This is a genomic window from Streptomyces sp. HM190, from assembly GCF_009857135.1.
Taxonomy (GTDB): domain Bacteria; phylum Actinomycetota; class Actinomycetes; order Streptomycetales; family Streptomycetaceae; genus Streptomyces; species Streptomyces heilongjiangensis.
On the sequence record NZ_CP047318.1, the window covers coordinates 3300730 to 3325012 of the forward strand.

24 protein-coding genes are annotated in these 24283 nt (G+C 72.2%); 10 read left to right on the forward strand and 14 right to left on the reverse strand.

Going from position 1 to position 24283, the window contains the following annotated elements; genetic code table 11:
• Positions 1-274 precede the first annotated feature (274 nt).
• The gene (locus GSY65_RS13885) at positions 275-760 is read left to right on the forward strand and encodes a type II toxin-antitoxin system PemK/MazF family toxin (protein WP_159767910.1); all 486 of its coding nucleotides are present in this window, start codon (positions 275-277) and stop codon (positions 758-760) included.
• A 161-nt stretch (positions 761-921) separates the two neighbouring features.
• On the opposite strand, the gene GSY65_RS13890 is transcribed toward GSY65_RS13885, so the two are convergent.
• From GSY65_RS13890 to clpS, 8 genes are all read right to left on the reverse strand, one after another.
• Positions 922-1872 (reverse strand): PLP-dependent cysteine synthase family protein, encoded by a 951-nt coding sequence (locus tag GSY65_RS13890; RefSeq protein ID WP_159767913.1) that lies wholly within the window; start codon positions 1870-1872, stop codon positions 922-924.
• 16 nt (positions 1873-1888) lie between these two features.
• Positions 1889-2167, reverse strand: a complete 279-nt coding sequence (locus GSY65_RS13895; protein ID WP_159767916.1) for a MoaD/ThiS family protein — start codon at positions 2165-2167, stop codon at positions 1889-1891.
• A gap of 116 nt (positions 2168-2283) precedes the next feature.
• A complete protein-coding gene (locus tag GSY65_RS34500; RefSeq protein WP_309474684.1) occupies positions 2284-2379 on the reverse strand; it encodes a putative leader peptide in 96 nt (31 codons plus the stop codon).
• A 144-nt stretch (positions 2380-2523) separates the two neighbouring features.
• Entirely contained in the window at positions 2524-3594 is a 1071-nt protein-coding gene (locus GSY65_RS13905) for a LacI family DNA-binding transcriptional regulator (RefSeq protein ID WP_201452792.1), read from the reverse strand.
• A 77-nt stretch (positions 3595-3671) separates the two neighbouring features.
• Positions 3672-4094: a Mov34/MPN/PAD-1 family protein gene (locus tag GSY65_RS13910; protein ID WP_159767919.1), complete on the reverse strand. Its 423-nt coding sequence runs from the start codon at positions 4092-4094 to the stop codon at positions 3672-3674.
• Positions 4095-4192: 98 nt separating this feature from the next.
• Complete coding sequence (locus tag GSY65_RS13915; RefSeq protein WP_159767922.1) at positions 4193-5638, reverse strand: amino acid permease; 1446 nt, start codon at positions 5636-5638, stop codon at positions 4193-4195.
• A 389-nt stretch (positions 5639-6027) separates the two neighbouring features.
• Positions 6028-6630, reverse strand: coding sequence for a DUF2017 domain-containing protein (locus GSY65_RS13920; RefSeq protein ID WP_159767925.1), 603 nt, complete (start codon positions 6628-6630; stop codon positions 6028-6030).
• A 69-nt stretch (positions 6631-6699) separates the two neighbouring features.
• Positions 6700-7017, reverse strand: a complete 318-nt coding sequence (gene clpS / locus GSY65_RS13925; RefSeq protein ID WP_159767928.1) for an ATP-dependent Clp protease adapter ClpS — start codon at positions 7015-7017, stop codon at positions 6700-6702.
• A 111-nt stretch (positions 7018-7128) separates the two neighbouring features.
• Between clpS and GSY65_RS13930 the strand changes: the two genes are divergently transcribed.
• Both GSY65_RS13930 and GSY65_RS13935 read left to right on the forward strand, forming a co-directional pair.
• Positions 7129-8457, forward strand: coding sequence for a nicotinate phosphoribosyltransferase (locus GSY65_RS13930; protein WP_159767931.1), 1329 nt, complete (start codon positions 7129-7131; stop codon positions 8455-8457).
• Between the two features lie 304 nt (positions 8458-8761).
• Complete coding sequence (locus tag GSY65_RS13935) at positions 8762-9349, forward strand: isochorismatase family protein (protein WP_159767934.1); 588 nt, start codon at positions 8762-8764, stop codon at positions 9347-9349.
• Between the two features lie 105 nt (positions 9350-9454).
• Here GSY65_RS13935 and GSY65_RS13940 read toward each other — a convergent pair whose 3' ends face one another.
• On the reverse strand, positions 9455-9880 hold the full coding sequence (locus tag GSY65_RS13940; RefSeq protein WP_159767937.1) for a hypothetical protein: 426 nt from the start codon (positions 9878-9880) through the stop codon (positions 9455-9457).
• A 123-nt stretch (positions 9881-10003) separates the two neighbouring features.
• Positions 10004-12358 (reverse strand): immune inhibitor A domain-containing protein, encoded by a 2355-nt coding sequence (locus tag GSY65_RS13945; protein ID WP_159767940.1) that lies wholly within the window; start codon positions 12356-12358, stop codon positions 10004-10006.
• 454 nt (positions 12359-12812) lie between these two features.
• Here GSY65_RS13945 and GSY65_RS13950 point away from each other — a divergent pair, with 454 nt between their 5' ends.
• Positions 12813-13112 carry a hypothetical protein gene (locus GSY65_RS13950; protein WP_159767943.1) on the forward strand — a complete coding sequence of 100 codons (300 nt, stop codon included), beginning with the start codon at positions 12813-12815 and terminating at the stop codon, positions 13110-13112.
• Between the two features lie 109 nt (positions 13113-13221).
• On the opposite strand, the gene GSY65_RS13955 is transcribed toward GSY65_RS13950, so the two are convergent.
• On the reverse strand, positions 13222-13905 hold the full coding sequence (locus tag GSY65_RS13955) for an RDD family protein (protein ID WP_159767946.1): 684 nt from the start codon (positions 13903-13905) through the stop codon (positions 13222-13224).
• 61 nt (positions 13906-13966) lie between these two features.
• On the reverse strand, positions 13967-15640 hold the full coding sequence (locus tag GSY65_RS13960) for an RDD family protein (protein WP_159767949.1): 1674 nt from the start codon (positions 15638-15640) through the stop codon (positions 13967-13969).
• Between the two features lie 290 nt (positions 15641-15930).
• Between GSY65_RS13960 and GSY65_RS13965 the strand changes: the two genes are divergently transcribed.
• Positions 15931-16344: an SsgA family sporulation/cell division regulator gene (locus GSY65_RS13965; RefSeq protein WP_159767952.1), complete on the forward strand. Its 414-nt coding sequence runs from the start codon at positions 15931-15933 to the stop codon at positions 16342-16344.
• Between the two features lie 10 nt (positions 16345-16354).
• Here the strand turns inward: GSY65_RS13965 and GSY65_RS13970 are convergent, their stop codons facing one another.
• Positions 16355-17761 carry an FAD-binding oxidoreductase gene (locus GSY65_RS13970; RefSeq protein WP_159767955.1) on the reverse strand — a complete coding sequence of 469 codons (1407 nt, stop codon included), beginning with the start codon at positions 17759-17761 and terminating at the stop codon, positions 16355-16357.
• A 91-nt stretch (positions 17762-17852) separates the two neighbouring features.
• Between GSY65_RS13970 and GSY65_RS13975 the strand changes: the two genes are divergently transcribed.
• Complete coding sequence (locus tag GSY65_RS13975) at positions 17853-19421, forward strand: tetratricopeptide repeat protein (protein ID WP_159767958.1); 1569 nt, start codon at positions 17853-17855, stop codon at positions 19419-19421.
• 286 nt (positions 19422-19707) lie between these two features.
• Here GSY65_RS13975 and hppD read toward each other — a convergent pair whose 3' ends face one another.
• The gene (gene hppD, locus GSY65_RS13980; RefSeq protein WP_159767961.1) at positions 19708-20862 is read right to left on the reverse strand and encodes a 4-hydroxyphenylpyruvate dioxygenase; all 1155 of its coding nucleotides are present in this window, start codon (positions 20860-20862) and stop codon (positions 19708-19710) included.
• Positions 20863-20985: 123 nt separating this feature from the next.
• On the opposite strand from hppD, the gene GSY65_RS13985 reads away from it, so the two are divergent.
• The 4 genes from GSY65_RS13985 to GSY65_RS14000 are packed head-to-tail and all read left to right on the forward strand — an operon-like array spanning position 20986 to position 24275.
• The gene (locus tag GSY65_RS13985) at positions 20986-21468 is read left to right on the forward strand and encodes an Lrp/AsnC family transcriptional regulator (protein ID WP_201452534.1); all 483 of its coding nucleotides are present in this window, start codon (positions 20986-20988) and stop codon (positions 21466-21468) included.
• 20 nt (positions 21469-21488) lie between these two features.
• Positions 21489-22136 (forward strand): ABC transporter permease, encoded by a 648-nt coding sequence (locus GSY65_RS13990; RefSeq protein ID WP_159767964.1) that lies wholly within the window; start codon positions 21489-21491, stop codon positions 22134-22136.
• Positions 22129-23382 carry an ABC transporter ATP-binding protein gene (locus tag GSY65_RS13995; protein WP_159767967.1) on the forward strand — a complete coding sequence of 418 codons (1254 nt, stop codon included), beginning with the start codon at positions 22129-22131 and terminating at the stop codon, positions 23380-23382. Before GSY65_RS13990 ends, GSY65_RS13995 begins: the two co-directional genes overlap by 8 nt.
• Complete coding sequence (locus GSY65_RS14000; protein WP_159767970.1) at positions 23379-24275, forward strand: ABC transporter permease; 897 nt, start codon at positions 23379-23381, stop codon at positions 24273-24275. The genes GSY65_RS13995 and GSY65_RS14000 overlap by 4 nt, the downstream gene beginning before the upstream one ends.
• Positions 24276-24283: the final 8 nt, after the last annotated feature.

A 24283-nucleotide genomic window follows, 5' to 3' on the forward strand; every position in this document is an offset into this window, starting at 1 on the left:
CGAACAAGTCGCGCCGACCACGTTGTGCGGTCAGCGGGCTTGCGAAGAACGGTCGGGGGTGCAACAGGGTGGTGCGGTCCGTCGAGCGTAAGGCGCAAAAGGACGGGTCGCTCCTCCGCCAGGGGCCGTTGTGGGCGAACTCACCTGTGGTGTCACCGGTTCGGCTGGTGGCAGGGCCGTTGGGCCGCGCGCGCCGGGGTGAGGTGGTGGAGAGGGGCGTGGGGGCGTGTGACAGGGCGGGCGTCGGCGGGGGCGCGCCGGTACGGTCGTGCCCATGGACATGTCCTGGTGGTCGGCGCTCGCGGCGATGGTGGCGCTCGCGCTCGTCGCGACGGTGGTCGACGGGTGGGGCCGGTCCCGTCGGCCGGGTCGGCGGACGAGTGGTCCGAGGGGGCGTACGCGTCCGCCCGGACGGGCGGGTGACCGGGCCGGTTCGCGGGGGCGGCTGCCGCGGCCGAGGCCGTCGGAGATCTGGTGGGCGAGCGTGCCCTTCGAGGACGGGCCCGGGGGCAAGGACCGGCCCTGTCTGGTGCTGGCGGTGCGGGGGGACCGGGCGCGGGTCGTCAAGATCACCAGCAGGTACCGGGACGCCCGGGTCGGGGTGATCCCGCTGCCCCCGGGGGCCGTCGGCGACGCGCGGGGCCGGCCCAGCTTCCTGGAGACGGAGGAACTCCGCGACGTGCCGGTACGGGACTTCCGCCGGAAGGCGGGGGTGGTGGACCCGGTGCTGTGGGACCAGGTACGGCACCTGTCCGGCTGACCAGGGCGCGCGGACGGGAAGAGCGCGGGGCGCGGCCCCGGCCACCCGTCAGCGGCGCAGGGGAACCGCGGCGGCAACCAGAGCGGACCCGCACCGGCCGGAACCGCACACCGCCGGACCCACACGCGCCCCCGAGCCGTCGGGCGCCGCCCGGCGTCAGGTCAGGCCCAGAGCTGACCCTGCAGCGTCTCGATGGCCTCCTCCGTCGTGGCTGCCGTGTAGACGCCCGTCGACAGGTACTTCCAGCCGCCGTCGGCCACCACGAACACGATGTCCGCGGGCTCCCCCGCCTTCACCGCCTTCCGGCCGACCCCGATCGCCGCGTGCAGCGCCGCTCCCGTGGAGACTCCGGCGAAGATGCCCTCCTGCTGGAGCAGTTCCCGCGTGCGGGTCACCGCGTCGGCGGAGCCGACCGAGAAACGGGTGGTGAGGACGGTCGCGTCGTACAGCTCCGGCACGAACCCCTCGTCGAGGTTGCGCAGGCCGTAGACGAGGTCGTCGTAGCGCGGCTCGGCGGCGACGATCTTGACGTCCGGCTTGTGTTCGCGCAGGTAGCGGCCCACGCCCATCAGGGTGCCCGTGGTGCCGAGGCCCGCGACGAAGTGGGTGACGGAGGGCAGGTCGGCGAGGATCTCCGGCCCGGTCGTGGCGTAGTGCGCGCCCGCGTTGTCGGGGTTGCCGTACTGGTAGAGCATCACCCAGTCGGGGTGCTCGGCGGACAGTTCCTTGGCGACGCGCACGGCCGTGTTCGAGCCGCCCGCCGCCGGGGAGGAGATGATCTCCGCGCCCCACATGGCGAGCAGGTCACGGCGTTCCTGGGAGGTGTTCTCGGGCATGACGCACACGATGCGGTAGCCCTTGAGCCTGGCCGCCATGGCCAGGGAGATGCCGGTGTTGCCGGAGGTGGGCTCCAGGATCGTGCAGCCCGGGGTCAGGCGGCCGTCCTTCTCCGCCTGTTCGATCATGTGCAGGGCGGGGCGGTCCTTGACCGAGCCGGTGGGGTTGCGGTCCTCCAGCTTGGCCCAGATCCGGACGTCCTCGGACGGCGAGAGCCGCGGCAGGCGCACCAGAGGGGTGTTGCCCACCGCGGCCAGCGGGGAGTCGTAGCGCATGGGTGGTCAGCGGGCCTCAGGCCATGCCGCCGGCCACGGCCGGCAGGATCGTCACGTTGTCGCCGTCGGACAGCTTGGTGTTGATGCCCTCCAGGAAGCGCACGTCCTCGTCGTTGAGGTAGACGTTGACGAAGCGGCGCAGCTCGCCGCCGTCCACGATGCGGGCCTGGATGCCCGTGTGCCGGGTCTCGAGGTCGGCGAACAGGTCGGAGAGGGTGGCACCGGCTCCTTCCACCGCCTTCTGACCGTCGGTGTACTGGCGGAGGATGGTGGGGATGCGGACCTCGATGGCCATGGTGTGCGGCTCCTGTCGGGAGTGGTCAGGTAGGTGGGCGCGCGGCAGCGCGGAGGTGCGGGGTCACACGGGTGTGGGCGCCGCGGCTCACGGCCGTACGGCGGCAGGGTCCGGCGTCAACAGATGGCGCTGGCAAGCCTGCACAGGTCGACGTGCAGCCGCGCCACGAGCAGTGCGCCCGGCGTCTTCTCGCTCACGTCGTCAAGAACCATGGGGTCATCGTATCGATTCCCGGTCCGGGTCCCGGAGTGTGATCCCATATGGCGGACGGTTTCGGACCGGGGAGTGAGACCGCACAGGTCAGCCGGACCCGTGCCGGCGCGGTGCGAGGGCTGTGCGGGACCGTGCGGGTGGGTTCAGGCCGTGTCGCGGATCACCAGCTGGGTCGGGGTGACCACCGACGACAGAGCGCCCGGCTCCGCTGCGGTCGGCTGGGGCAGGGCCGGGTCGTCCGTGCGGCTGAACAGCAGGCGGGCCATGAGCCGGCCCATGCCCTCGATGTCCTGGTGCACGGTGGTCAGCGGCGGGTCGGTGTGCTCGGCGATCGGGGCGAGGTCGTCGAAGCCGACCACGGCGACGTCGTCCGGGACCCGCCTTCCGCGCTCGCGCAGGGCCTGGAGGGCTCCGGCGGCCATGAGATCCGAGGCGACGAAGACGGCGTCGAGGTCGGGACGCCGGTCGAGGAGCGCGGCCATGGCCTCGGCGCCGCCCCGCCGGGTGTAGTCGGCCCGTTCGATCAGCTCGGGCGCGGCGTCGTCGAGCAGGACGTCGCGGTACCCGTCCAGGCGGTCCACGGCCGACGCCTCCTGGTCGTAGGGGCCTGTGACGGTGGCGACGCGCTCGCGGCCGAGGGAGACCAGATGGCGGACGGCCTCGCGGGCGCCGCCCCGGTTGTCGGCGTCGACGTACACGCAGTCCCGTACGGTCTCGCCGCCGCGGACCAGCGGGCGGCCGCCGAAGACGGCGGGCAGGCCGAGCCGCTCGACCATGCCGGGCAGCGGGTCGCCGGCGCGCAGCGAGAAGAGCAGGGCGCCGTCGACGTGGCCGCCGCCGAGGAAGTCGCCGACGCGCGGGTACTCCTCCTCTTCCTCCAGGAACAGCAGGACCGGCTGGGCGCCGTGGGCGACGAGTTCCTTGCGGATGCCGCGTAAGTGGAGGTCGAAGAAGGGGTCGATGAAGAGGCGGTTCTGCGGCTGGCTGGCGACGACCGCGATGGCGTTGTTGCGGCGGGTGACCAGTTGCCGGGCGGCGGAGTTCGGTACGTAGCCCAGTTCGGCGACGACCTCGCGGACGCGTTCGACGACCTCCGCGCGCACCTTGCCCTCGCCGTTGATCACCCGGGACACGGTGGACTTGGAGACCCCCGAGCCGCGTGCGACGTCCTCCAGGGTGGGGCGCTGTCCGTTCAGTCGTCGTGTCCGTGCCATCGGCTGCGTCAACACCGTCTCCGTAGGGGGCAGTTGGGGCGAGTGTGCCTGCCCGGCCACGGTAACGTCGAAGGCTTTCAGTACGCCTCCACGATTTGGACTTCCTCTTCCGTCACCTCGCCCTCGACGATGCGGTACGAGCGGAACTGGAAGTCGCCGAGGCCGTCGGTGTCCGCGGTGGAGACGAGGACGTAGTGGGCGCCCGGCTCGTTCGCGTAGGAGATGTCGGTGCGGGAGGGGTAGGCCTCGGTGGCGGTGTGCGAGTGGTAGATGACCACGGGCTCCTCGTCGCGGTCGTCCATCTCGCGGTAGAGCCTGAGCAGGTCGCCCGAGTCGAACTCGTAGAACGTGGGCGACATGGCCGCGTTCAGCATCGGGATGAAGCGCTCGGGGCGGTCCGAACCCGCCGGGCCCGCGACGACGCCGCACGCCTCGTCCGGGTGGTCCTTGCGCGCGTGGGCGACGATCTGGTCGACGAGGGCCTGGGTGATGGTCAGCATGCTGGTCAGGATAAGCAGAGGGCCGCCACGTACCGAAGGGTGGTACGGGGCGGCCCACATGCCGGGCAGGAGGCCGGTTGGCCCCCGGGGCGGAGCGGTCAGCCGACCTTCTCCAGGTCCGGGTCGCGGCGGGCCGTGACCTCGGGGCTGCGCGACTTGAGCACCAGCCAGCCGACACCGAGGGCGGCCGCCCAGCCGGCCATGACGTAGAGGCTGACGCGGGCCTCGTGGTCGTAGGCGATGAGGCCGGTGACGAAGAGGAGGAAGACGATGGCGATCCAGCTGCCCGTGGCACCGCCGGGGGCGGGGAAGGAGGAGGCGGGCAGGCGGCCCGCGTCGACCGCGCGGCGGTAGCGGACATGGCTGATCAGGATCATCAGCCAGGTCCAGATGCCGGCGCCGGTGGCGACGGAGACGACGTACTCGAAGGCCTTGTCGGGGACGACGTAGTTGAGGACCACGCCGATGCCCATGAAGAGCACGGAGACGCCGATGGCGAGTGCGGGCGTCTTGGTGACGGACAGCTTGTTGAAGGCCTTGGGGGCCTCGCCGCTGTCGGCCAGGGTGCGCAGCATGCGGCCGGTGGAGTACATGCCGGAGTTGCAGGAGGACAGGGCCGCCGTCAGTACGACGAAGTTGACGATGCCCGCGCCGGCGGGGATGCCGATCACCGCGAAGGCCTTCACGAACGGGCTCACGCCCGGCGCGAACTCGGTCCACTTCACCACGCACAGGATGACGGTGAGGGCGCCGACGTAGAACAGGGCGATACGCCAGGGCAGGGTGTTGATCGCCTTGGGGAGGGTCTTCTCCGGGTTCTCCGACTCACCGGCGGTGACGCCGACCAGCTCGACGGCGAGGTAGGCGAACATCACGCCCTGGAGGGTCATCAGGGACGAGCCGATGCCCTTGGGGAAGAAGCCGTCGAAGGCCCACAGGTTGGAGACGGCGGCGGTGTCGCCGGCGGCGCTGAAGCCGAAGGTGAGGACGCCGAGGCCGATGACGATCATGCCGATGATGGCGGTGACCTTGATCATCGAGAACCAGAACTCGATCTCGCCGAACAGTTTCACCGAGATCAGGTTGGCCACGAACAGGACGACCAGGAAGACCAGCGCGGAGACCCACTGCGGGATCTCGGGGAACCAGTAGTTGATGTAGATCGCGGCGGCGGTCAGCTCCGCCATGCCGGTGACGACCCACAGCAGCCAGTACGTCCAGCCGGTGAAGTAGCCGAAGAACGGGCCGAGGAACTCACGGGAGTACTCCGCGAAGGAGCCCGAGACCGGGCGGTACAGGAGCAGCTCGCCGAGCGCCCGCATGATGAAGAAGATGATGACGCCGGCGACGGCGTACATGAGGATGAGGCTCGGTCCGGCCTTGGCGATGTTCGCACCGGCGTTGAGGAAGAGCCCGACGCCGATGGCGCCGCCGATCGCGATCATCTGGACCTGGCGGCTGCCGAGCCCGCGCTCGTACCCCTCTTCGGATGCCTCGCCGCGCACGGCGTCATTGCCGTTGTTGTCGACCTGAGCGGAGGTCATGTGTTGTGCGCCTTTCTCCACGCTGGGCCGATCCGAGCCGGTCGTCGGCTCCGGATCGGGTTCCGATCCCCCCGGATGTGATGGAGCTGAGCTGGTTAGCTCGTGCCTGACCGACGGTCGTCGGCTGGTGGCGCACCCGGTGGACAAGGGTGGTGTCCCCGGGCGGTCGTGAAGATTTATCACGGCCGCAATCTTGATCGACGGGGCGCTCTGTGGCGCACAACACAGGAAGAAGCGGACAAAGAACCCCCCTGAGGGCATCCCTCACCGCGGTGGTGACGCGATCGTTATCCGGATTTGAGTGTCCTCTGAGCGAACACGAAGCCAACCCGGAAGGGCTTCGGAGGGAACCCGGAGTTCCGCCGCCGGCACCCCCGGCGGCGGGGCGCTCACGGCGTCAGCGTGGTGATCAGCGTCTCCTGGAGCCCGCCCAGCCACAGGTAGGCCATCACCATCGGCTTGCGCGGGTCCTCGTCGGGCAGCCGGTAGAGGAGGTCGGTGTCCTCCTCGTCGACGACGTCGAGCCGGGACCCGATGGCCAGGCGCAGGTCGTTGAGGCAGCCGAGCCACTGCCGGGACTCGTCCGGGGACAGTTCGAGCACGGCCCCGCCCTCACCGGCCGCCGACAGCCTGTCCAGGGAGTGGATCACCGCGAGGGCGTTGTCGCGCTTGCCGGCCCGCAGGTCGTTCTCGGTGAAGCGCCGGAACTCGGAGGAGTACGCCCGCTGCTCCTCGGCCCGGTCGGCCGTCGGGGTGCCCTCGGGGTCGCTGTAGGCGTCGGGGAAGAGGCGCCTGAGCACGGGGTCCTTGGGGGGCTCGCTCGGGCCTTCGGCGAACAGCTCGGCGAGCGGGTCGTCGGGGGCGTCCTCGGCGGGGCCCGGACCGATCAGCTCCAGCAGCTGGACCGCGAGCGAACGGATGATGGAGATCTCGACCTCGTCGAGGGCGACGGCCGCGCCGCCGCCGGGAAGCGGTTCGAAGGTTCCTGGCATCGGGAAGGTCGTTCACTCCGGTCGTGTCGTGTCAGGCCGGGCCGTCCGGCCCGCGGCCGCCGCCCGCGGCTACTTCCGGTCCTGCTGGAGCGTGGCCCACAGACCGTAGCCGTGCATGGCCTGGACGTCGCGCTCCATCTCCTCGCGTGTTCCGCTGGAGACGACCGCGCGGCCCTTGTGGTGGACGTCGAGCATGAGCTTGGTGGCCTTGTCCTTGGAGTACCCGAAATAGGACTGGAAGACATAGGTCACGTAGCTCATGAGGTTCACCGGGTCGTTGTGGACGATCGTCACCCACGGCACATCGGGCTCGGGTACGGCGAAGACCTCCTCCGCCGACTCGGTCTTCTCGATCTCCATGGGTGCGGCTGCCGTCACACGGCCCATGCTGCCACCACAGGGGGGTCCCCGCACAAACGGGGCCCCCGTGAGGGCGGGTCCGCCAGATATCGGACCCAGAAATCGTCAGAGTGACGAGATGGGGGTACGATTCCTGCCATGAACACAGCGGACCTTGGTTTGCCGGTGGATGTCCCCTCGACCGCGCTCTTCACGGACCACTACGAACTCACCATGCTCCAGGCCGCCCTGAAAGCGGGCACGGCCGAGCGGCGGTCGGTGTTCGAGGTCTTCACGCGGCGACTGCCGGAGGGGCGGCGGTACGGCGTGGTGGCCGGAACGGGCCGGGTGCTGGACGCGGTGGAGAACTTCCGCTTCGACCCCGGTGTGCTCGGCTTCCTGCGCGAGCGCTCCGTCGTCGACGCGGAGACGCTCGACTGGCTGGCGGGCTACCGCTTCGGCGGCGACGTCTGGGGCTACCAGGAGGGCGAGGTGTACTTCCCCGGCTCGCCGATCATGCGAGTCGAGGGCACCTTCGCGGAGTGCGTGCTCCTGGAGACCGTGATCCTCTCCATCCTCAACCACGACTCGGCGATCGCGGCCGCCGCCTCCCGGATGTCCAGCGCCGCCGGGGAGCGCCCGCTGATCGAGATGGGCGCCCGGCGCACGCACGAGCTGGCCGCGGTGGCCGCCTCGCGCGCCGCGTACGTCGGCGGCTTCACCTCCACCTCCGACCTGGCGGCGGGCTTCCGCTACGGCATCCCGACCGTGGGCACCTCCGCGCACGCCTTCACCCTGCTGCACGACCGGGAGCGGGACGCCTTCCAGGCCCAGGTGGACGCCCTCGGCCGCGACACCACCCTGCTCGTCGACACCTACGACGTCGCCGAGGCCGTGCGGACGGCCGTGGAGATCGCCGGGCCCGAGCTGGGCGCGGTCCGCATCGACTCCGGCGACCTGCTGCTGGTGGCCCACCGGGTGCGGCAGCAGCTGGACGAGCTGGGGGCGACCGGCACCCGCATCATCGTGACCTCCGACCTCGACGAGTACGCGATCGCCTCGCTGGCGGCGGCGCCCGTGGACGCGTACGGGGTGGGCACCCAGCTGGTCACCGGCTCCGGGCACCCGACCGCCTCCATGGTCTACAAGCTCGTGGCGCGGGCGGAGTCCGCCGACCCCACGGCCCCGCTGGTGCCGGTGGCGAAGAAGTCCAGCGGCGGCAAGACGTCCGTCGGGGGCCGCAAGTGGGCGGCCCGGCGCGTCGACGAGCACGGGGTCGCCGAGGCCGAGGTCGTCGGCACCGGGCCCGTTCCGGCGGAGCTGGAGGAGCACCAGTTGCTGGTCCCGCTCATCCGGGACGGCCGGGTCCTCGCCCGCGAGCCCCTCGACGTCGTACGGGAACGCCACGTGGCCGCCCGCGCGAGGCTGCCGCTGTCCGCGACCCAGCTGTCGCGCGGGGAGCCGGTCCTCCCCACGGAGTACGTCTGAGCGGGAGAGGGGCACGCGGAGCGGGAGGGTACGGACTTACCGTGGAGGATGTGGGCTCACACGGGGAGCGGACGGGCGCGAGGGCGCCCGATGTGCCCCGGTGTGAGCCGGTCAGCGCCCGCGTGCTCGGCCCGTGCCCCGGCCCGCGCCCAGGGCGAGCGCCGCATGCCCCTCCCGAACGCCTCCGGAAGTCTCTAGGCTCGGAAGTTCGCAGTCCCGCAGATCGGCCGGATCCCACGCTCCCCGCGTCAGGAAACCCACCCCATACCGACCCAGAGTCGCAGAGTCGAAGGACACCGACACCATGCGCCGCGCCTTGATCGTCGTTGACGTGCAGAACGACTTCTGCGAGGGGGGCAGCCTAGCGGTGGCCGGCGGCGCCGATGTGGCCGCCGCCATCACCGAGCTGATCGGCCAGGCGGCCGGCCCCGGCTATCAGCACGTGGTGGCCACCCGCGACCACCACATCGCTCCCGGCGGCCACTTCGCCGACAACCCGGACTACGTCCACTCCTGGCCGGCGCACTGCGTCGCCGGCACCGAGGGCGTCGGCTTCCACCCGAACTTCGCCCCCGCGATCGCCTCCGGCGCGGTCGACGCCGTCTTCGACAAGGGCGCCTACGCCGCCGCGTACAGCGGTTTCGAGGGCGCCGACGAGAACGGCGTCTCCCTGGCGGACTGGCTGCGCGCCCGCGACGTCGACGAGGTCGACGTCGTCGGCATCGCCACCGACCACTGCGTGCGCGCCACCGCCCTGGACGCCGCGCGAGAGGGCTTCCGCACCCAGGTCCTGCTGGACCTGACCGCGGGCGTCGCCGAGCAGACGACGCAGCGGGCCCTGGAGGAGCTGCGCGAGGCGGGCGTGGAGCTCACGGGCAAGCCGGTGGTCTGAGCCCGGCACGCCCCGGCGCGCCTCCGCTCCCGGCCGGGCGCCACCGGCGCACCCGCGGGTCGCGGTCGCAGCCGACCGACCCGCTCGGCCGGCGCCCGGCCGGTCTCAGGCATGGGCCCGGGGCCTGCGCAGGAGGGCTCGGATGGGGTGCCAGAGCTCCGGGGTCGTGGAGGTGGGGCAGACCGCCGACGTACGCCATATCAGCCCGTCGGGGTGGTGCAGCACCGCCGTGATCTCGTCCGGCGTCGGGGGCGCCGCGTTGCCGCGGAGGTAGATCGCGCGCAGCCCCAGATTGCGCAGCCGGGTGAGGGCGCGGGCCCGGTTCGCGGCCAGCACCAGCACCCGGACCGAGCCGTCGTCCGCCGGGGTGACCCCGGGAAGAACACCGGCCTGGACCGGCAGGGTCCGTGCGGGCGCCTCCAGCCGGGTGGTCGGACCGGCCGGGACGGGGTCCCGGGGCGCCGGTGCCGGCAGGTTCAGGGCGACGACGACATTGCCGTCCGGCAGCTTGCAGAAACCTCCTGCGGCCATGCAGGTCACACCCCCGTGCGTGTCAGTGTCAATAAGAAGGCCACAGCACGCACCTAAACACGTCCGGCCGCGACCCGCCAAGGGGGTCGCGGCCGGACACGGTCTGACCTGCGGAAATGCTGGTTACTTCACCGCGGGGCCGACCTTGAGCAGGATCGTGGAGCCGTCCTTGGCCTCCTTGACGATCTTGATCTTGGTGTTGGTGTCAGTGATCTTGACACCGCCCGTGGGGTTCGTCTCGTCGTAGTAGGTGTTGGTGTGGTCGTTGAACGTCGACACACCCTTCGACGACGGGATCTTGGTCAGCACGTCGGCCTTGTGCAGCTTCAGGCCGTCGGTGCGGTACAGGCTGAACGGCGAGTCGTAGGACTGGATGCGGTTGCGCATCAGCGTCCCGTCGGACCACTTGAGCGCCTTCGGGTGGGAGTCGACCGGGAGGACCAGACCGACACCCGGGTGGGTGCTGGTGTTGTTGTCCGCCTGCGAGGTGTCCCACTTCCAGATCAGCAGACCGTTCTGGTACGGGAAGTGCTCCACCCAGTCCGGACGCGTGGTCGAGAAGCCGAAGTTGTACGGGCCGACCTTGAGGGTCTTGTCGTACGAGACGTACTGGCGGTTCTCCGCGATGTAGTACTGGTCGTAGTCGTCCGTGATGGACGCGCCGATGCGGGAGAAGCCCTTCGTCGTCCAGGCCGCGTCCGTGCTCTCCGCGTTGTCGGTGAACAGGGCGCCGCCGTCGGCGACCACGGAGATGCGGTCGGCCGCGAAGCCCTTGGGGGCGACACCGCCGTCCGTCTGGTAGCGGAAGCGCAGGTCGAACTTCTTGCCCGCGTAGGCGTCCAGCGAGTACGAGAGCTTCTTGTACGTGCCGGAGGAACCGGTCAGCGCCGACTTGCCGCTGGCGTCCTTCGGGATCGCCTCGCCGTCCACCGTGCCGTCGATCGGGGTCCAGTTGGCGCCGCCGTCCGTCGACACCTCGGTGTAGAGGTAGTCGTACTCGGCCTCGATGTCGTACCAGCCGTCGAGGGTGAGCGCGGCCGACGACTTGCCCGTGAGGTCAACGGAACGGGTCAGGGTGTTGGAGAGGTTGTCACCGCTGCCGCTCCACCACTGGCCGGCGCCCTCGGCGGGCTCGACGATCTCGGTGGTGACCTTCTTCTTGGGCAGCTCGACCACGAGGGCCTGCTTGTCCCAGGTGTTGTACGCGGCGAGACCCAGCTTGTGCGTGGACTGCTTGCCGGCCTTGGCGGTGTCGTAGTTGAGCCAGCCCAGCTGCAGCTTGTCCCAGGCGGTCATGTCGCCGGGCAGGTCACCGATCTCGTTCTTGCCGGTGCCGAGCCAGGAGCCGGACGACATCAGGGTCCAGAAACCCGTGGAGTTGTCGCCACCGGCGGTGTCGTAGTGGTCCGGCAGACCGAGGTCGTGGCCGTACTCGTGGGCGAAGACACCGAGGCCGCCGTTCTCCGGCTGGATGGTGTAGTCGCCGACCCAGATGCCCGTGTCACCGATCTTCGCGCCACCGAGCTTGTTGCCCTCGGGACCGCTCACACCGGCGTCGGTGCCGAACGCGTACCAGCGGTGGGCCCAGATGGCGTCCGTGCCCTGCGCACCGCCGCCCGCGGACTCGTCCTCACCGGCGTGGACGATCTGGAAGTGGTCGATGTAGCCGTCGGGCTCGTTGAAGTTGCCGTCGGCGTCGAAGTCGTAGCGGTCCCACTGGTCGTACTTGGCGACGTCGGCCTTGATCTGCGCGTCGGTGCGCCCGGCCGCCTTCTGCTGGGCGACCCAGGAGTCCAGACCGTCGCTGACGACGTTCCACACGCTGGTGCAGTTCGTCTGGCCGCACTTGTTGTTGCCGTAGCGGGCCTCGTTGTAGGGCACCTTGACCCAGTCCGAGACCGTGCCCTCGATCGAGTAGCGGCCCGATGACTGCTTCTCGTAGTACTTCTTCATCGACTCGGTCTTCTTGCCCGTGCCGAAGTACATGTCCTGGAAGTGCTTGCGGTTGTAGTCCGCCTTCCAAGCCGTGGAGTTGTCCTTCTTGCGGTTCGGCTTGGCTATCTTGTTGTGCAGCGGGCCGGGCGTGCCGCCGTAGCGGCTGTCGATCTGGTCGCCGAACTCGACGAGGATCGTGAAGATCTTGTCGGTCTTCTCGCGGCCGAGTTCGACGTACTTGCTCTGGCCCTTCTTGCTCTTGAGCTTCACGACCTTCGAGCCACCACGGTTCTTGACCGTGGCGTCGCCGGATATGACCTGCTTCAGAGCTTCCTCGCGCTGGGCCTCCTGAGTCTTGCTCAGGGGGCCTTCGAGGTCGTGCTCGCCGTGCGCGGCGTGGTCCGCCGGGTCGTGGCGGTTCGCGGCGGCTGCCGACTTGCCGTCCCCGTCCTGCGCCACCGCGTAGGTCGAGAAGGTGGCCGCGGCCGTCGCCATGGCGACGCCGATCGCCGCCGCCCTGAACGTCCAGGGTCTACTGGTCACTTGAGGTCCTCCCCCGCGCCCGTCCGCGCGGAGGGGATGTCCTGGTCGTGGAGGAAGTCCGCGCGCGGTATACGCGTGTAGTCAAGTGACGACATTCGACTGGAGTTTCGAGAGAAAAAACAGATCTTGACTTGCACAGGTCAAGGCGCTAATGCCGTCTACAGGAAGCGCTTGTTCGTTATGCGGACGTTATGTACCGCCGCCAACCGGCGCGCATATGCGTCCACTTCCCGGACTCCATGACTCGGTGCGCCCCCCGTGCCCCCGGCCCGGTGGGTCAGGTCACGCTTACCCGTCGTTCCCCTCGGGCACCCTGGCGAATAGAGTCGATTGGCGGAGCGCCGGACGTCGGCGGAAGCCAAGCCGACAGCATTGCTTCACCTTTGATTCGTATCCGCAACCTCCCCTCAGCGCGAGAGGCACGGGGAGAACCCCACCCGAGGACACGATTGCCATGCCTCGTCCGACGACCGCACAGCTCGCCTACGGCTCCTGCACCGTGATCCTGTCCACCCTCGCCATGCTGCTGCTGTCACAGACGAGTTCCGGCATCGGCATCGCGGTGATCGCCCTCTCCGCCCTCGCCCTGGGCCTGCTCGTCTCCCTGACCGTGCCGCCACCCAAGCGGGCCGCGGCGAGGTCCTCCACCGTCACCACCGGGAACCGGGGCGCGGCGCGGGCGGCCGTCCCGGCGGGCGCGGCGCCCGAGCCGGTCCGGGAGCGGGAACCGGTGCACGAGCCGACGGCCTCCTGACACTCTTTCGGCGACCCGCGGGGACGCCGTGCAGAAACATGACGGCGGGTCCGTGCTCCACGGACCCGCCGTTCTGCGCCAGTCCCGTGGGACCGCCGCTACGGCCGTCTCACTCCGTACTGACCACCACCGTCTTGGCCGCCTTGTCGTGCAGACCCTGCTTGTACGGCTTGTCGAAGAAGCTCCAGCCGCCCGCGATCGCCGTCCAGACGCAGGCGCAGCAGAAGGCGAACGGGATCCACAGGACCGCCGCGCGCAGCAGCGAGGTCTGCGTCGAGGGCGTGGCTCCGTCGCTGAGGTTCGCCACCCGGAGCTTCATCAGCCGCTTGCCGAGGGTCTGGCCGTTCCGGACCGTGAAGATCGTGTCGTAGGCGATGTAGAGGACGGCGGCGAGCGCCTCCTGCCCCAGCGACTTGCTGAACTCCATGTCGTTGGTGTCCACGGTGTACTGGCTGACTCGGAACGCCCAGGCCAGCAGGGCCACCACGAGGCCCACGAGAATCATGTCCATGATGCGGGCGAGCACCCGCTTGCCGCTGTCGGCGAGCGGCGGCATCCCCATGAGCGGGTCGTTGGGGAAGGCACCGCCGCCGTAGGGGTCACCCCCGTAGGGCCCGCCACCGCCGTAGGGCGGCGGCTCGTTGCCGTACGGGGGCGGCTCGTTGCCGTACGGCGGTTCTCCGGGCGGGGTGCCGTACGGGGAGCCGCCGCCCTGGTCCGGCGGGGGCTGCTTCCTGAACGGGTCGTCGTCCGGGGACCGGCCGGAGCCGAAGGGCGGCGGTTCACTGCTCATGGCCCGAGTCGACCGCGAACCCCCCGGCTCCGCACCCGGCACGGGGCCGTCCGGAGTACGGCTACCTGCCGGCGACGAAGGTGTGGGCCGCCTTGTCGTGCCAGCACTGGCGCCACGGCTTGTCGATCACACACCACAGGACGCCGACGACACCGATGCCGAGCAGACCGGGGACGGTGTGGGCGAGCCAGCGGCGCAGGGACCCGCCGAACGTCGGGGGTTCGTGGCCCTCGATGTCCCGGACCTCCAGGCCGAGCAGCCGCTTGCCGAGGGTGGCGCCCCACTTGGCGGTGGGCAGCACCTCGTACACGGCGCTCACCACGAACAGGACGCCCAGGACGATGCCCAGGTACACCGAGGTCGTGCCGTCGATGAGCCAGACCGTGACCCGCTCCCCGGAGAGCCTGGCCGCGTCGATCTTCCCGTCGATGTGGTCGAGCGCCCTGGTGCCGAACGGGACGGCGGCCACGGCCGTGACGGAACCGACGATCGCGCTGTCCACGAGGCGGGCCACCAGACGCCGGCCGAGCCCGGCGGGGCGGGCTTCCGCCTGCCGTCGCGCGGCCGCCTGGAACGGGTCCTCCACCACCGGCTTCCACGGCGCGACAGGCTGCTCGCCGTCCCCGCCGGCCAGCCGGTGCACCTGCTGGGCCCAGGAGGGCTGACCTCCGCCGGCCCCGACCGCCATGGGGGTGTCGGCCGACTGCCGGGGCGCGGTGGGCTGCTGGGGCAGGGCAGCGGCCGGCGGCGTCTGTGCGAAGGATCCGCCGACCGCCGGCTGTTCCGGCTGCCGCGGGGGCGGCGCGGTCGGGGTGAGCGGGGCGGCGACCACCGGGGGCGCGGCGGGCACCTGCGGACCGGGGGCGGCCTGCGGACCCAGCTGCGGTCCGAAGGGCGCGGCCGGCGGGAGCGCCGGATCGGGGGCCGGCGGTGCGACCGGTGCCGCGGCCGACGATGCCTGCGGGGTGAGCCCCAACGCCTGCTGGGCGGCGGCCTGCGCACTGGTCAGCGGCGCGCCGAACACACCCGGGGCCGCGGCCGGTCCCGCCCCCTGTGGTCCCGCGCCCTGGGGTCCCGGTCCCGCCCCCTGCGGCCCCGCAGCCTGCGGTCCCGCGACCGCGGGCTTCGAGCGGAACGCCATGGTGCCGTCGGCCCGTGACGCCTCCGCGCCCCCGCCCCCGCCCGCGCCGGTGCCGGTGCCGGGGCGGCGGAAGACCACGGTGCCCTCGGGCGCGCCGGTGTCGTCGTCCGCGGGCGGGATCGTCGCCGTGCCGTCGGTGCTCGCCGTGCGGCCCGACTCGGCGGCCGGGTCGCCCGCGTCCGCCGCGAGCGAGACCCGCGGGTCGGGGCCCTGGCCGGCCGGCCGGGGTGAACCCCAGGAGACCCGGCGGTCCTTGTCACCGCCGAAACCGGTCTGCCGGGAGCGGTCGGCGCCCCACGCGGAGGCGGGCTCGGGGCGGTTGCCGTGCAGGGCGTCGGCGGACGGCCGAGTGGCCGCCCCGCCCGGCTCGGCGACCGGGTCGGGGTCCTCGTCGAAGAAGTGCGGGCCCGTCTCCTCCACGGCCGGGGAACCGCCGGGCGGGGCGAGCGGTTCGCCGTCGGTGGGCGCCGGACGGCTCGTGCCCGGCACCCAGGCGGCGCCGTTCCAGTACCGGACATATCCAGGAATGGACGGGTCCGGGTAAAACCCTTCGCGGGGCCTGTCGTCGCCGGGGGCCGGGGTTGGGGCGCTCATGTCCGTCGTCCCGTATCTGCTCGGGGGTGGAAGAGGGGGGGTCCACATCTACCAGACGGGGGCAAGTCCCATGACCGCTGCCGCCGGACCCGCCCCTTTCGAGCACGGGATCTGCTACGGGCCGCACCGGCGTGCGGGGCGTCCGCGCGCCCGTCGTACGCCCGTCCGCACGCCCGTCGGCACGTTCGCCGGAAAAAAGTTCCGCGGACCCGCGTAATGAACCGGGCCCCGTCGCCCTCTCACTCGTACGGGCCCGCATCCGGGCCCCGCCCGAGAGAGGAATGACCACCATGAGGCACACCGTCGTGGAACGCGAGCTGGAGCTGCGGCTCGTCCTGTCGCCCGAGCAGAGCATCCCCGTACCGGCCAAGCTGGGCTACCGCAGCGACGACCCGTACGCCGTCCACATCACCTTCCACATCAACTCCGACCGCCCCGTGCACTGGACGTTCGCGCGCGAGCTGCTGGTGGAGGGGGTGTTCCGGCCGTGCGGGGGCGGTGACGTGAGGGTGTGGCCGACGAAGGTGTCGGGCCGCGCCGTCGTGCTGATGGCGCTCAGCTCGCCGGACGGGGACGCGCTCCTGGAGGCGCCGACCGCCGCCGTGTCGGCGTGGCTGGAGCGCACACTGCGGATCGTGCCGCCGGGCTCGGAGTCCGAGATGCTGCGGATCGACGACGGGCTGGCCGAACTGCTCGCCCAGTGAGGCGGCGGCCTCAGAACAGCTTGCCCGGGTTGAGGATGCCCAGCGGGTCGAAGACGGCCTTCACCGCCCGCTGCATCTCCATGCCCACCGGGCCGATCTCCCGCGCCAGCCACTCCTTCTTCAGGATGCCCACTCCGTGCTCGCCGGTGATGGTGCCGCCGAGTTCCAGGCCGAGGGCCATGATCTCGTCGAAGGAGTCGCGGGCGCGCCGGGACTCGTCGGGGTCTGTCGCGTCGAAGCAGACGGTGGGGTGCGTGTTGCCGTCGCCGGCGTGCGCGCAGACCCCGATGGTCAGGTCGTACTTCCCGGCGATGCGCTCCACGCCGTCGAGCATGTCGCCGAGCCGGGAGCGGGGCACGCACACGTCGTCGATCATCGTCGTGCCCTTGACGGCCTCCAGCGCGGTCAGCGACATCCGCCGCGCCTGGAGCAGCAGTTCGGACTCGGCCTCGTCGTCCGCGGGGACGACCTGGGTGGCGCCCGCGGCCTCGCACAGCCGCGCCACCGCCGCGAGGTCGGCCGTGGGGTCGGGGGTGTCGAAGGCGGCGAGCAGCAGTGCCTCGGTGGTCTCCGGCAGGCCCATGTTGCCGAGGTCGTTGACGGCCTTCACCGTCGTACGGTCCATCAGTTCGAGCAGTGAGGGGACGTGGCCGCCGGCCATGATCCGGCAGACGGCGTCGCACGCCGCCGCGGCGGAGGCGAACTCCGCCGCGAGCACCAGTTGCCGGGGCGGCTGCGGCTTCAGGGCGAGGACCGCGCGGACGACGACGCCGAGCGAGCCCTCCGAGCCGACGAACAGCCGTGTGAGGTCGTACCCGGCGACGCCCTTGGCGGTGCGCCGGCCCGTCGACATCAGCCGGCCGTCGGCCAGCACGACGTCCAGGCCGAGGACGTACTCGGCGGTCACCCCGTACTTCACGCAGCACAGGCCGCCGGAGGCCGTGCCGATGTTGCCGCCGATGGTGCACGTCTCCCAGCTGGAGGGGTCCGGCGGGTAGGCGAGGCCGTGTTCGCCGACCGCGCGGGAGAGGGCGGCGTTGACGACGCCCGGCTCGACGACCGCGATCCGGTCGACGGGGTCGACCTCCAGGATCCGGTCCATCCTGGTGAGGGACAGCACGATGCAGCCCTCGGAGGCGTTGGCCCCGCCCGACAGTCCCGTACGGGCGCCCTGCGGGACCACCGGGACGCGCAGCTCGGTGGCGGTGCGCATCACGTGCTGCACCTGCTCGACCGTGCGCGGCAGGACCACGACCGCCGGGACGCCGGCCGCGCAGAAGCTCGCCATGTCGTTCGCGTACGACGCGGTGACGTCCGGGTCGGTGAGCACGGCCTCCGGCGGGAGGCCGCCGAGCAGTCGGTCGACGAGGTTGCCGGTCGCTTCGTCGCGCGGGGCTTCGATACGGCTCATGATCACAGGTTCGCACTCACGGCCATCGGTGTGAAGGCCGTCGCCGCGAGCCGCCCGGTACGGGATGTGCCCGGCGTGGGGACGCACAGTGATCGGCATGAGCGGTGTGAGGAACGAGGAGCCGGCGGCGCCGGGGGCGGACGGGGCCCGGGGGGACGGCGGTGCCGGGCGGTGGCGGGACGAGGGGGCGGTCCGGGCCGCACGGTGGCGGGACGGCGACGCCCGCTGGGCGGCACGCCGGCGGGACGGCGGGGCCGGCCGGGTGACGTGGGGGCGCGGCGCGGCTGCCCGGTGGCGGGGGCGGGCGGTGGCCGGGGCGCTCGTGGGGTGTGTCGTACTCGGGGTCGGGGTGATGGTGGCCGCGCCGGGCGGGGGCGGTGGGGCGGCCGGGCGGGACGACGCCGGTGCGGGACGGGGGGTGGGTGCGCCGGGGGCTCCGGCGCGCGGGCCGGTGGTGGCGGAGGTGCGGGCCCGCGCGGGGGCCGGGGTGCTGGCCGCCGGGATGTCCGTCGGGGCGGACGAGCTGGCGGTGCTCGTCGCCGACCGGGAGGAGCGGGTGCGGGCGCGGCCCCGGGACGGTGCGGCGTGGGCGGTGCTGGGCGCGGCGTACGTGGAGCGGGCGCGGCGGACCGGCCGCGTGCACGACTACCCGAGGGCCGAGCAGGCGCTGCGCACCTCGCTGCGGCTGCGTCCGCGCGGCAACGCCGACGCGCTCGACGGGATGACCGCGCTCGCGAACGCACGGCGCGACTTCCCCACGGCGCGGGAGTGGGGCGAACAGGCGGTGGCGGAGTCACCGGGCCGCTGGACGTCGTACGCGCTGCTCCTCGACGCGTACGACGGGCTCGGCCGCTACAAGGCCGTACGCGGCACCCTGGAGCGGCTCCTCAGGACCGACTCCGGCCCGGCGGCCCGGGCGTGGGCCGCCCGCGTCTACTGGGACCAGGGGCGGCGCGAGGACGCGGCCGCGGCGCTCACCGACGCGGCGGCGGCCGCGTCGACGCCGGCCGAGGAGGCCGCGCTGTGGGTCCGGGCCGGGGAGCTGGCCTGGGAGCGGGGGGAGCCGGCCGAGGCGTCCCGCTACTTCACGGCGGCGGTCCGGGCCGACCCGGGCGCGGCGGACGCGCTTGCGGGACGCGGGCGGGTGCTGGCGGCGACGGGCAGGGCGGCCGAGGGCGTACGGGCGTACCGCGCGGCGCTCGCGCGGCGGCCGTCGGCGCGGGTGGCCCTGGAGCTGGGCGAGCTGTACCAGTCGCTGGGGCGGGCCGGGGCGGCGGAGGAGCAGTACGCGGCGGTGCGGGAGCTGGTCCGGCGGTCCGCCGCCGCCGGGGTGAACGAGGCGCTCGCCCTCGGCGCGCTGGAGGCGGACCACGGCGATCCCGCGCGGGCGGTGCGGCTGCTGCGCGCGGAGTGGCGGCGGCAGCCGGGGCTGCGGGTCGCCGACGCACTGGGGTGGGCGCTGCACCGGGCGGGGGCGCACGAGGAGGCGCTGGAGTACGCGAGGCGGGCGACGGATCCGGCGCGGGGCGGGGAGGTGCGGTCGGCGGCGTACGTCCACCATCGCGCGGAGATCGAGCGGGCGCTGGGGCTGACGGCGTCGGCGCGGCGGCACGGGGAAGAGGCGCGGCGGATCAATCCGTATGTCGTGGGGGACGGGTCCGCGTGAGCGCTCGGGGGTTGGCGGTTCGTCGGCGGGTGCGGGTGGGTCGGTGAGGGCTGTGCGCGCGGCGGAGCCGCATGTGTCCCGGCCCCGCACCCCTGAACTCGCGTTCGAGCGGCCGGGGCCGCGCCCCGTGCTTCTCCACGGCGCCACCCGATGACGGCCGGGCCGCAGGCCCGTGCCTCCAGGGGCGCGGGGAACGGCGCGGGAAACCACACACCACCCGCACCCGCCGACGAACCGCGCGCCCCCGGGCTCCTGGGCTCCTGGGCTCCTGGGCTCCTGGGCTGCCCTACAGGTTGCCGCGCTTCTCCTGCTCCCGCTCGATCGCCTCGAACAGCGCCTTGAAGTTGCCCTTGCCGAAGCCCATGGACCCGTGGCGCTCGATGATCTCGAAGAAGACCGTCGGCCGGTCCTGCACCGGCTTGGTGAAGATCTGCAGCAGGTACCCGTCCTCGTCCCGGTCCGCGAGGATCTTCAGTTCGCGCAGGGTCTCGATGGGGACCCGTGTGTCGCCGACCCATTCGCCGAGCGTGTCGTAGTACGAGTCGGGCGTGTTGAGGAACTCCACCCCGGCCGCCCGCATCGTCCGTACGGTCCGCACGATGTCGTTGGTGTTGAGGGCGATGTGCTGGACGCCCGCGCCGCCGTAGAACTCCAGGTACTCGTCGATCTGGGACTTCTTCTTCGCGATGGCGGGTTCGTTGATGGGGAACTTGACCTTGAGGGTGCCGTCCGCCACCACCTTCGACATCAGCGCGCTGTACTCGGTGGCGATGTCGTCGCCCACGAACTCCTTCATGTTCGTGAAGCCCATGACCCGGTTGTAGAACTCCACCCACTCGTTCATGCGGCCGAGTTCGACGTTGCCGACGCAGTGGTCGATGGCCTGGAACGTGCGCTGGGCGGGCGGCTCGACGATGGGGTCGGCGGCGACGTAGCCGGGAAGGTACGGGCCGTCGTAGCCGGTGCGCTCGACGAGGGTGTGGCGGGTCGTGCCGTACGTGGCGATCGCGGCGAGGACGACGGTGCCGTGCTCGTCCTTCACCTCGTAGGGCTCGGCGACGGAGCGGGCGCCGTGCTCGATGGCGTAGGCGTAGGCGCTGCGGGCGTCGGGGACCTCGATGGCGAGGTCGATGACGCCGTCGCCGTGTTCGGCGACGTGCTCGGCGAGGAAGGTGCCCCAGGGGGTGGTCGCCTTGACGACCGAGGTGAGGACGAACCGGGCCGAGCCGTTCTCCAGGACGTAGCTGGCCGTCTCGCGGTTGCCGGTCTCGGGGCCGGAGTAGGCGACGAGCCGCATGCCGAAGGCGGTGGAGTAGTAGTGGGCGGCCTGTTTGGCGTTGCCCACGGCGAAGACGACAGCGTCCATTCCCTTGACCGGGAAGGGGTCGGCCTGCCGAGCGGTGTCAGGGACGGGGTGCGGGTGCGCAGAGGTGGCTGCCATGGCCGCAGGCTCTCTCCGCTCCCGCAAGGTGCGCAATAGTTCGCGTCATCGCTGGACAATCTGCACAGTCATCACCCCATACTCGGGCTGGTTCTGTACAGGATGCTCACTCCGGGAGGGCTCATGGCGATCGATCATCTGGACGGGCGGCTGATCGTGCTGCTGGCGCGCGAGCCGCGCATCGGGGTGCTGGAGATGTCGCGGCGGCTGGGGGTCGCGCGGGGCACGGTGCAGGCGCGGCTGGACCGGCTTCAGTCGAATGGAGTCATCCGCGGGTTCGGGCCCCAGGTGGACCCGGCGGCGCTCGGCTACCCGGTGACGGCGTTCGCGACGCTGCAGATCCGGCAGGGCCAAGGCGCGGACGTGCGGGCGCACTTGACGACCGTGCCGGAGGTGCTGGAGCTGCACACGACGACCGGCAGCGGCGACATGCTGTGCCGGCTGGTGGCCCGTTCGAACGCCGATCTCCAGCGGGTGATCGACCGGGTCGTCGGTTTTGATGGCATCGTCCGGGCCGCCACGGCGATCGTCATGGAGAACCCCGTTCCACTGCGGATCATCCCGCTGGTGGAGCAGGCGGCGGAGGACCGGGAGACGACGACGTAGCCGAACTGGGGGTGCGTGCGGTGGGTTTCTGGGACTACGTGGGCAGCTACCGCGAGAAGCTGCTGTTCGACGCGTACCAGCACGCCAGTGCCGTCCTGCAGTGCGTGGTCGTGGCGACGGTCGCCGGGGTGGCGATCGGCGTCGTCACCTACCGGCGGGAGTGGGCCGCAGGACTGGCCACCACCACGACCTCGGCCCTGCTCACCGTCCCCTCCCTCGCGATGATCGGCCTGCTGATCCCGGTGGTGGGGCTGGGCGTGGCCCCCACGGTGATCGCGCTGACCCTGTACGGGCTGCTGCCGGTCGTGCGGAACGCGATCGTGGGGCTGCGCGGGGTCGATCCGGCGCTGGTGGACGCGGCGAAGGGCATCGGGATGTCCCGGGCGCGCCGGCTGCTGCGGGTGGAGCTGCCGCTCGCCTGGCCGCCGATCCTCACCGGCGTCCGGGTCGCCACGCAGCTGCTGATGGGCATCGCCGCGATCGCCGCGTACGCCTCCGGGCCGGGCCTCGGCAACGAGATCTTCCGCGGCATCGCCTCCCTGGGCAGCGCCAACGCGCTCAACCAGGTGCTCGCGGGCACGCTCGGCATCGTCGTCCTCGCCCTGCTGTTCGACGCCGCGTACGTCCTGCTCGGGCGGCTGACGATCCCGAGGGGGATCCGTGGCTGACACCGGCGCCGCCATCGAGCTGGTCGGCCTCACCAAGCGCTACCCGGGCGACCGTCAGCCCTCCGTCGACGGCGTCACCCTGCGCGTCGACGCCGGCGAGACGGTCGTGTTCGTGGGGCCCTCGGGGTGCGGCAAGTCGACCACACTCAAGATGATCAACAGGTTGATCGAGCCGTCCAGTGGCTCCGTCCGGATCAACGGTGAGGACGTCACCGGACTTGATCCGGTCGAGCTGCGCCGCGGGATCGGCTACGCCATCCAGTCGTCCGGTCTCTTCCCGCACCTGACGGTCGCCCAGAACATCGCCCTGGTGCCGCGGATGGCCGGCTGGTCCGGGCGGCGGGTCAGGGCGCGGGTCACGGAGATGCTGGAGCTGGTGGGGCTCGACCCCGGCGAGTTCCGCGACCGGTATCCGCGCCGGCTGTCCGGGGGCCAGCAGCAGCGGGTGGGCGTGGCGCGGGCGCTGGCCGCCGATCCGCCGGTGCTGCTGATGGACGAGCCGTTCGGCGCGGTGGACCCGGTGACCCGCGGCCATCTCCAGGACGAGCTGCTCCGGCTCCAGCGCGAGCTGCGCAAGACCATCGTGTTCGTCACCCATGACGTCGACGAGGCGATCAAACTCGGCGACCGGATCGCGGTCCTCGGGGAGCGGTCGCGGATCGCCCAGTTCGACACCCCGGAGGCGATCCTCGCCCACCCCGCCGACGCGTTCGTCTCCGGTTTCGTCGGCTCCGGCGCGGCCCTGAAGCGGCTCGACCTGACCCGGCTGAGGGACCTGGGCGTCCCCGGCTGCCCGACGGCGCACCAGGGGGAGCCGCTCCCCCAGGTCCGGGCCCGGCTGCGGGCGAGCGCCACCGACGAGATGCTGCTGCTGGACCGGCGCGGACGGCCCGTCAGATGGCTGCGGCGCGACGACCTGACCCACGCCGAGGGGCCGCTCACGGAGGCCGGCACCCCGGTCGGCGGGACGGTCACCAGGGACGCCACGCTCCGGGAGGCCCTGGAGGCGGTGCTGACGGACAGCACCGGCCGGGTCGCGGTCACCGGCCCGAACGGCGTGTACGCGGGCGCCGTCCGCCTGGAGGGCCTGCTCGGCACCGTCCGCGGACTGCTGGCCGCCGACCGCGGGCGCGCGCGCGAGCACCGGCGGGAACGGGAGTCGACCCGGCCCGAGCCCACGCCGCCGGAAGCGGAGGGTGCCACGGCGGGGCGTGCGGAGGGCGACGCCGTGGGGAGCGCGGGATGAGCGCGCCGCCGGACGCGGCGGCGGACGCCGCGTCGACCGCCGCCGGCGCCCCCGACGCGTCCGGGTTGGCCCGCTCGTCCGGGCCCGCGGCCGGGGGCTCCGGGCACCCTGCCGGAGCCCCCGGCGAGGGCCCTCCCCCGTACGGGGCCCGTCCTTCGCGGATCAGCACGCGGAAGCTGACCGTGCTGCCGAGCCTCCTGGTGGTCGTCCTCCTCGGCACCTGGCTCTGGTTCCGGCAGGCCGAGCTGGACGCGATCTCCGCGAACGCCCTGGCGAACGGGCAGGTGTGGCTGGCCCTGCGGCAGCACATCGCGCTCACCGCCCTCTCCACGTTCTTCGTGCTGCTCATCGCGGTCCCGCTGGGTGTGCTGCTGACCCGGCGGAGGTTCCGCGCGGCGACGCCCTTCGTCCGGGCCGTCGCCAACGCGGGGCAGGCCACGCCCGCGATCGGCCTGCTGGCACTGCTGGTGATCTGGCTCGGCATCGGGCGGACGGCGGCCCTGATCGGCATGATCGCCTACGCCGTCCTGCCGGTCCTGTCGAACACGATGGCCGGTCTCCGGGCGAACGACCCGACGCTCCTCGAAGCCGCCCGCGGCATAGGCATGTCACCCGCGGAGGTGCTCGTCCGGGTGGAACTCCCGCTGGCCGTGCCGCTGATCCTCGCGGGCGTCCGCACCGCCCTCGTCCTGAACGTCGGCACGGCCACCCTCGCCGCCTTCGGCGGGGGCGGCGGCCTCGGCGTACTGATCACCACCGGCATCACCAACCAGCGCATGCCCGTCCTCGTCCTGGGCTCGGTCCTCACGGTGGCGCTGGCCCTGCTGGTGGACTGGCTGGCCTCGCTCGCGGAGGTGCTGCTGCGGCCGCGGGGCCTTCAGGAGGGCCCGTGAGGCGGGGC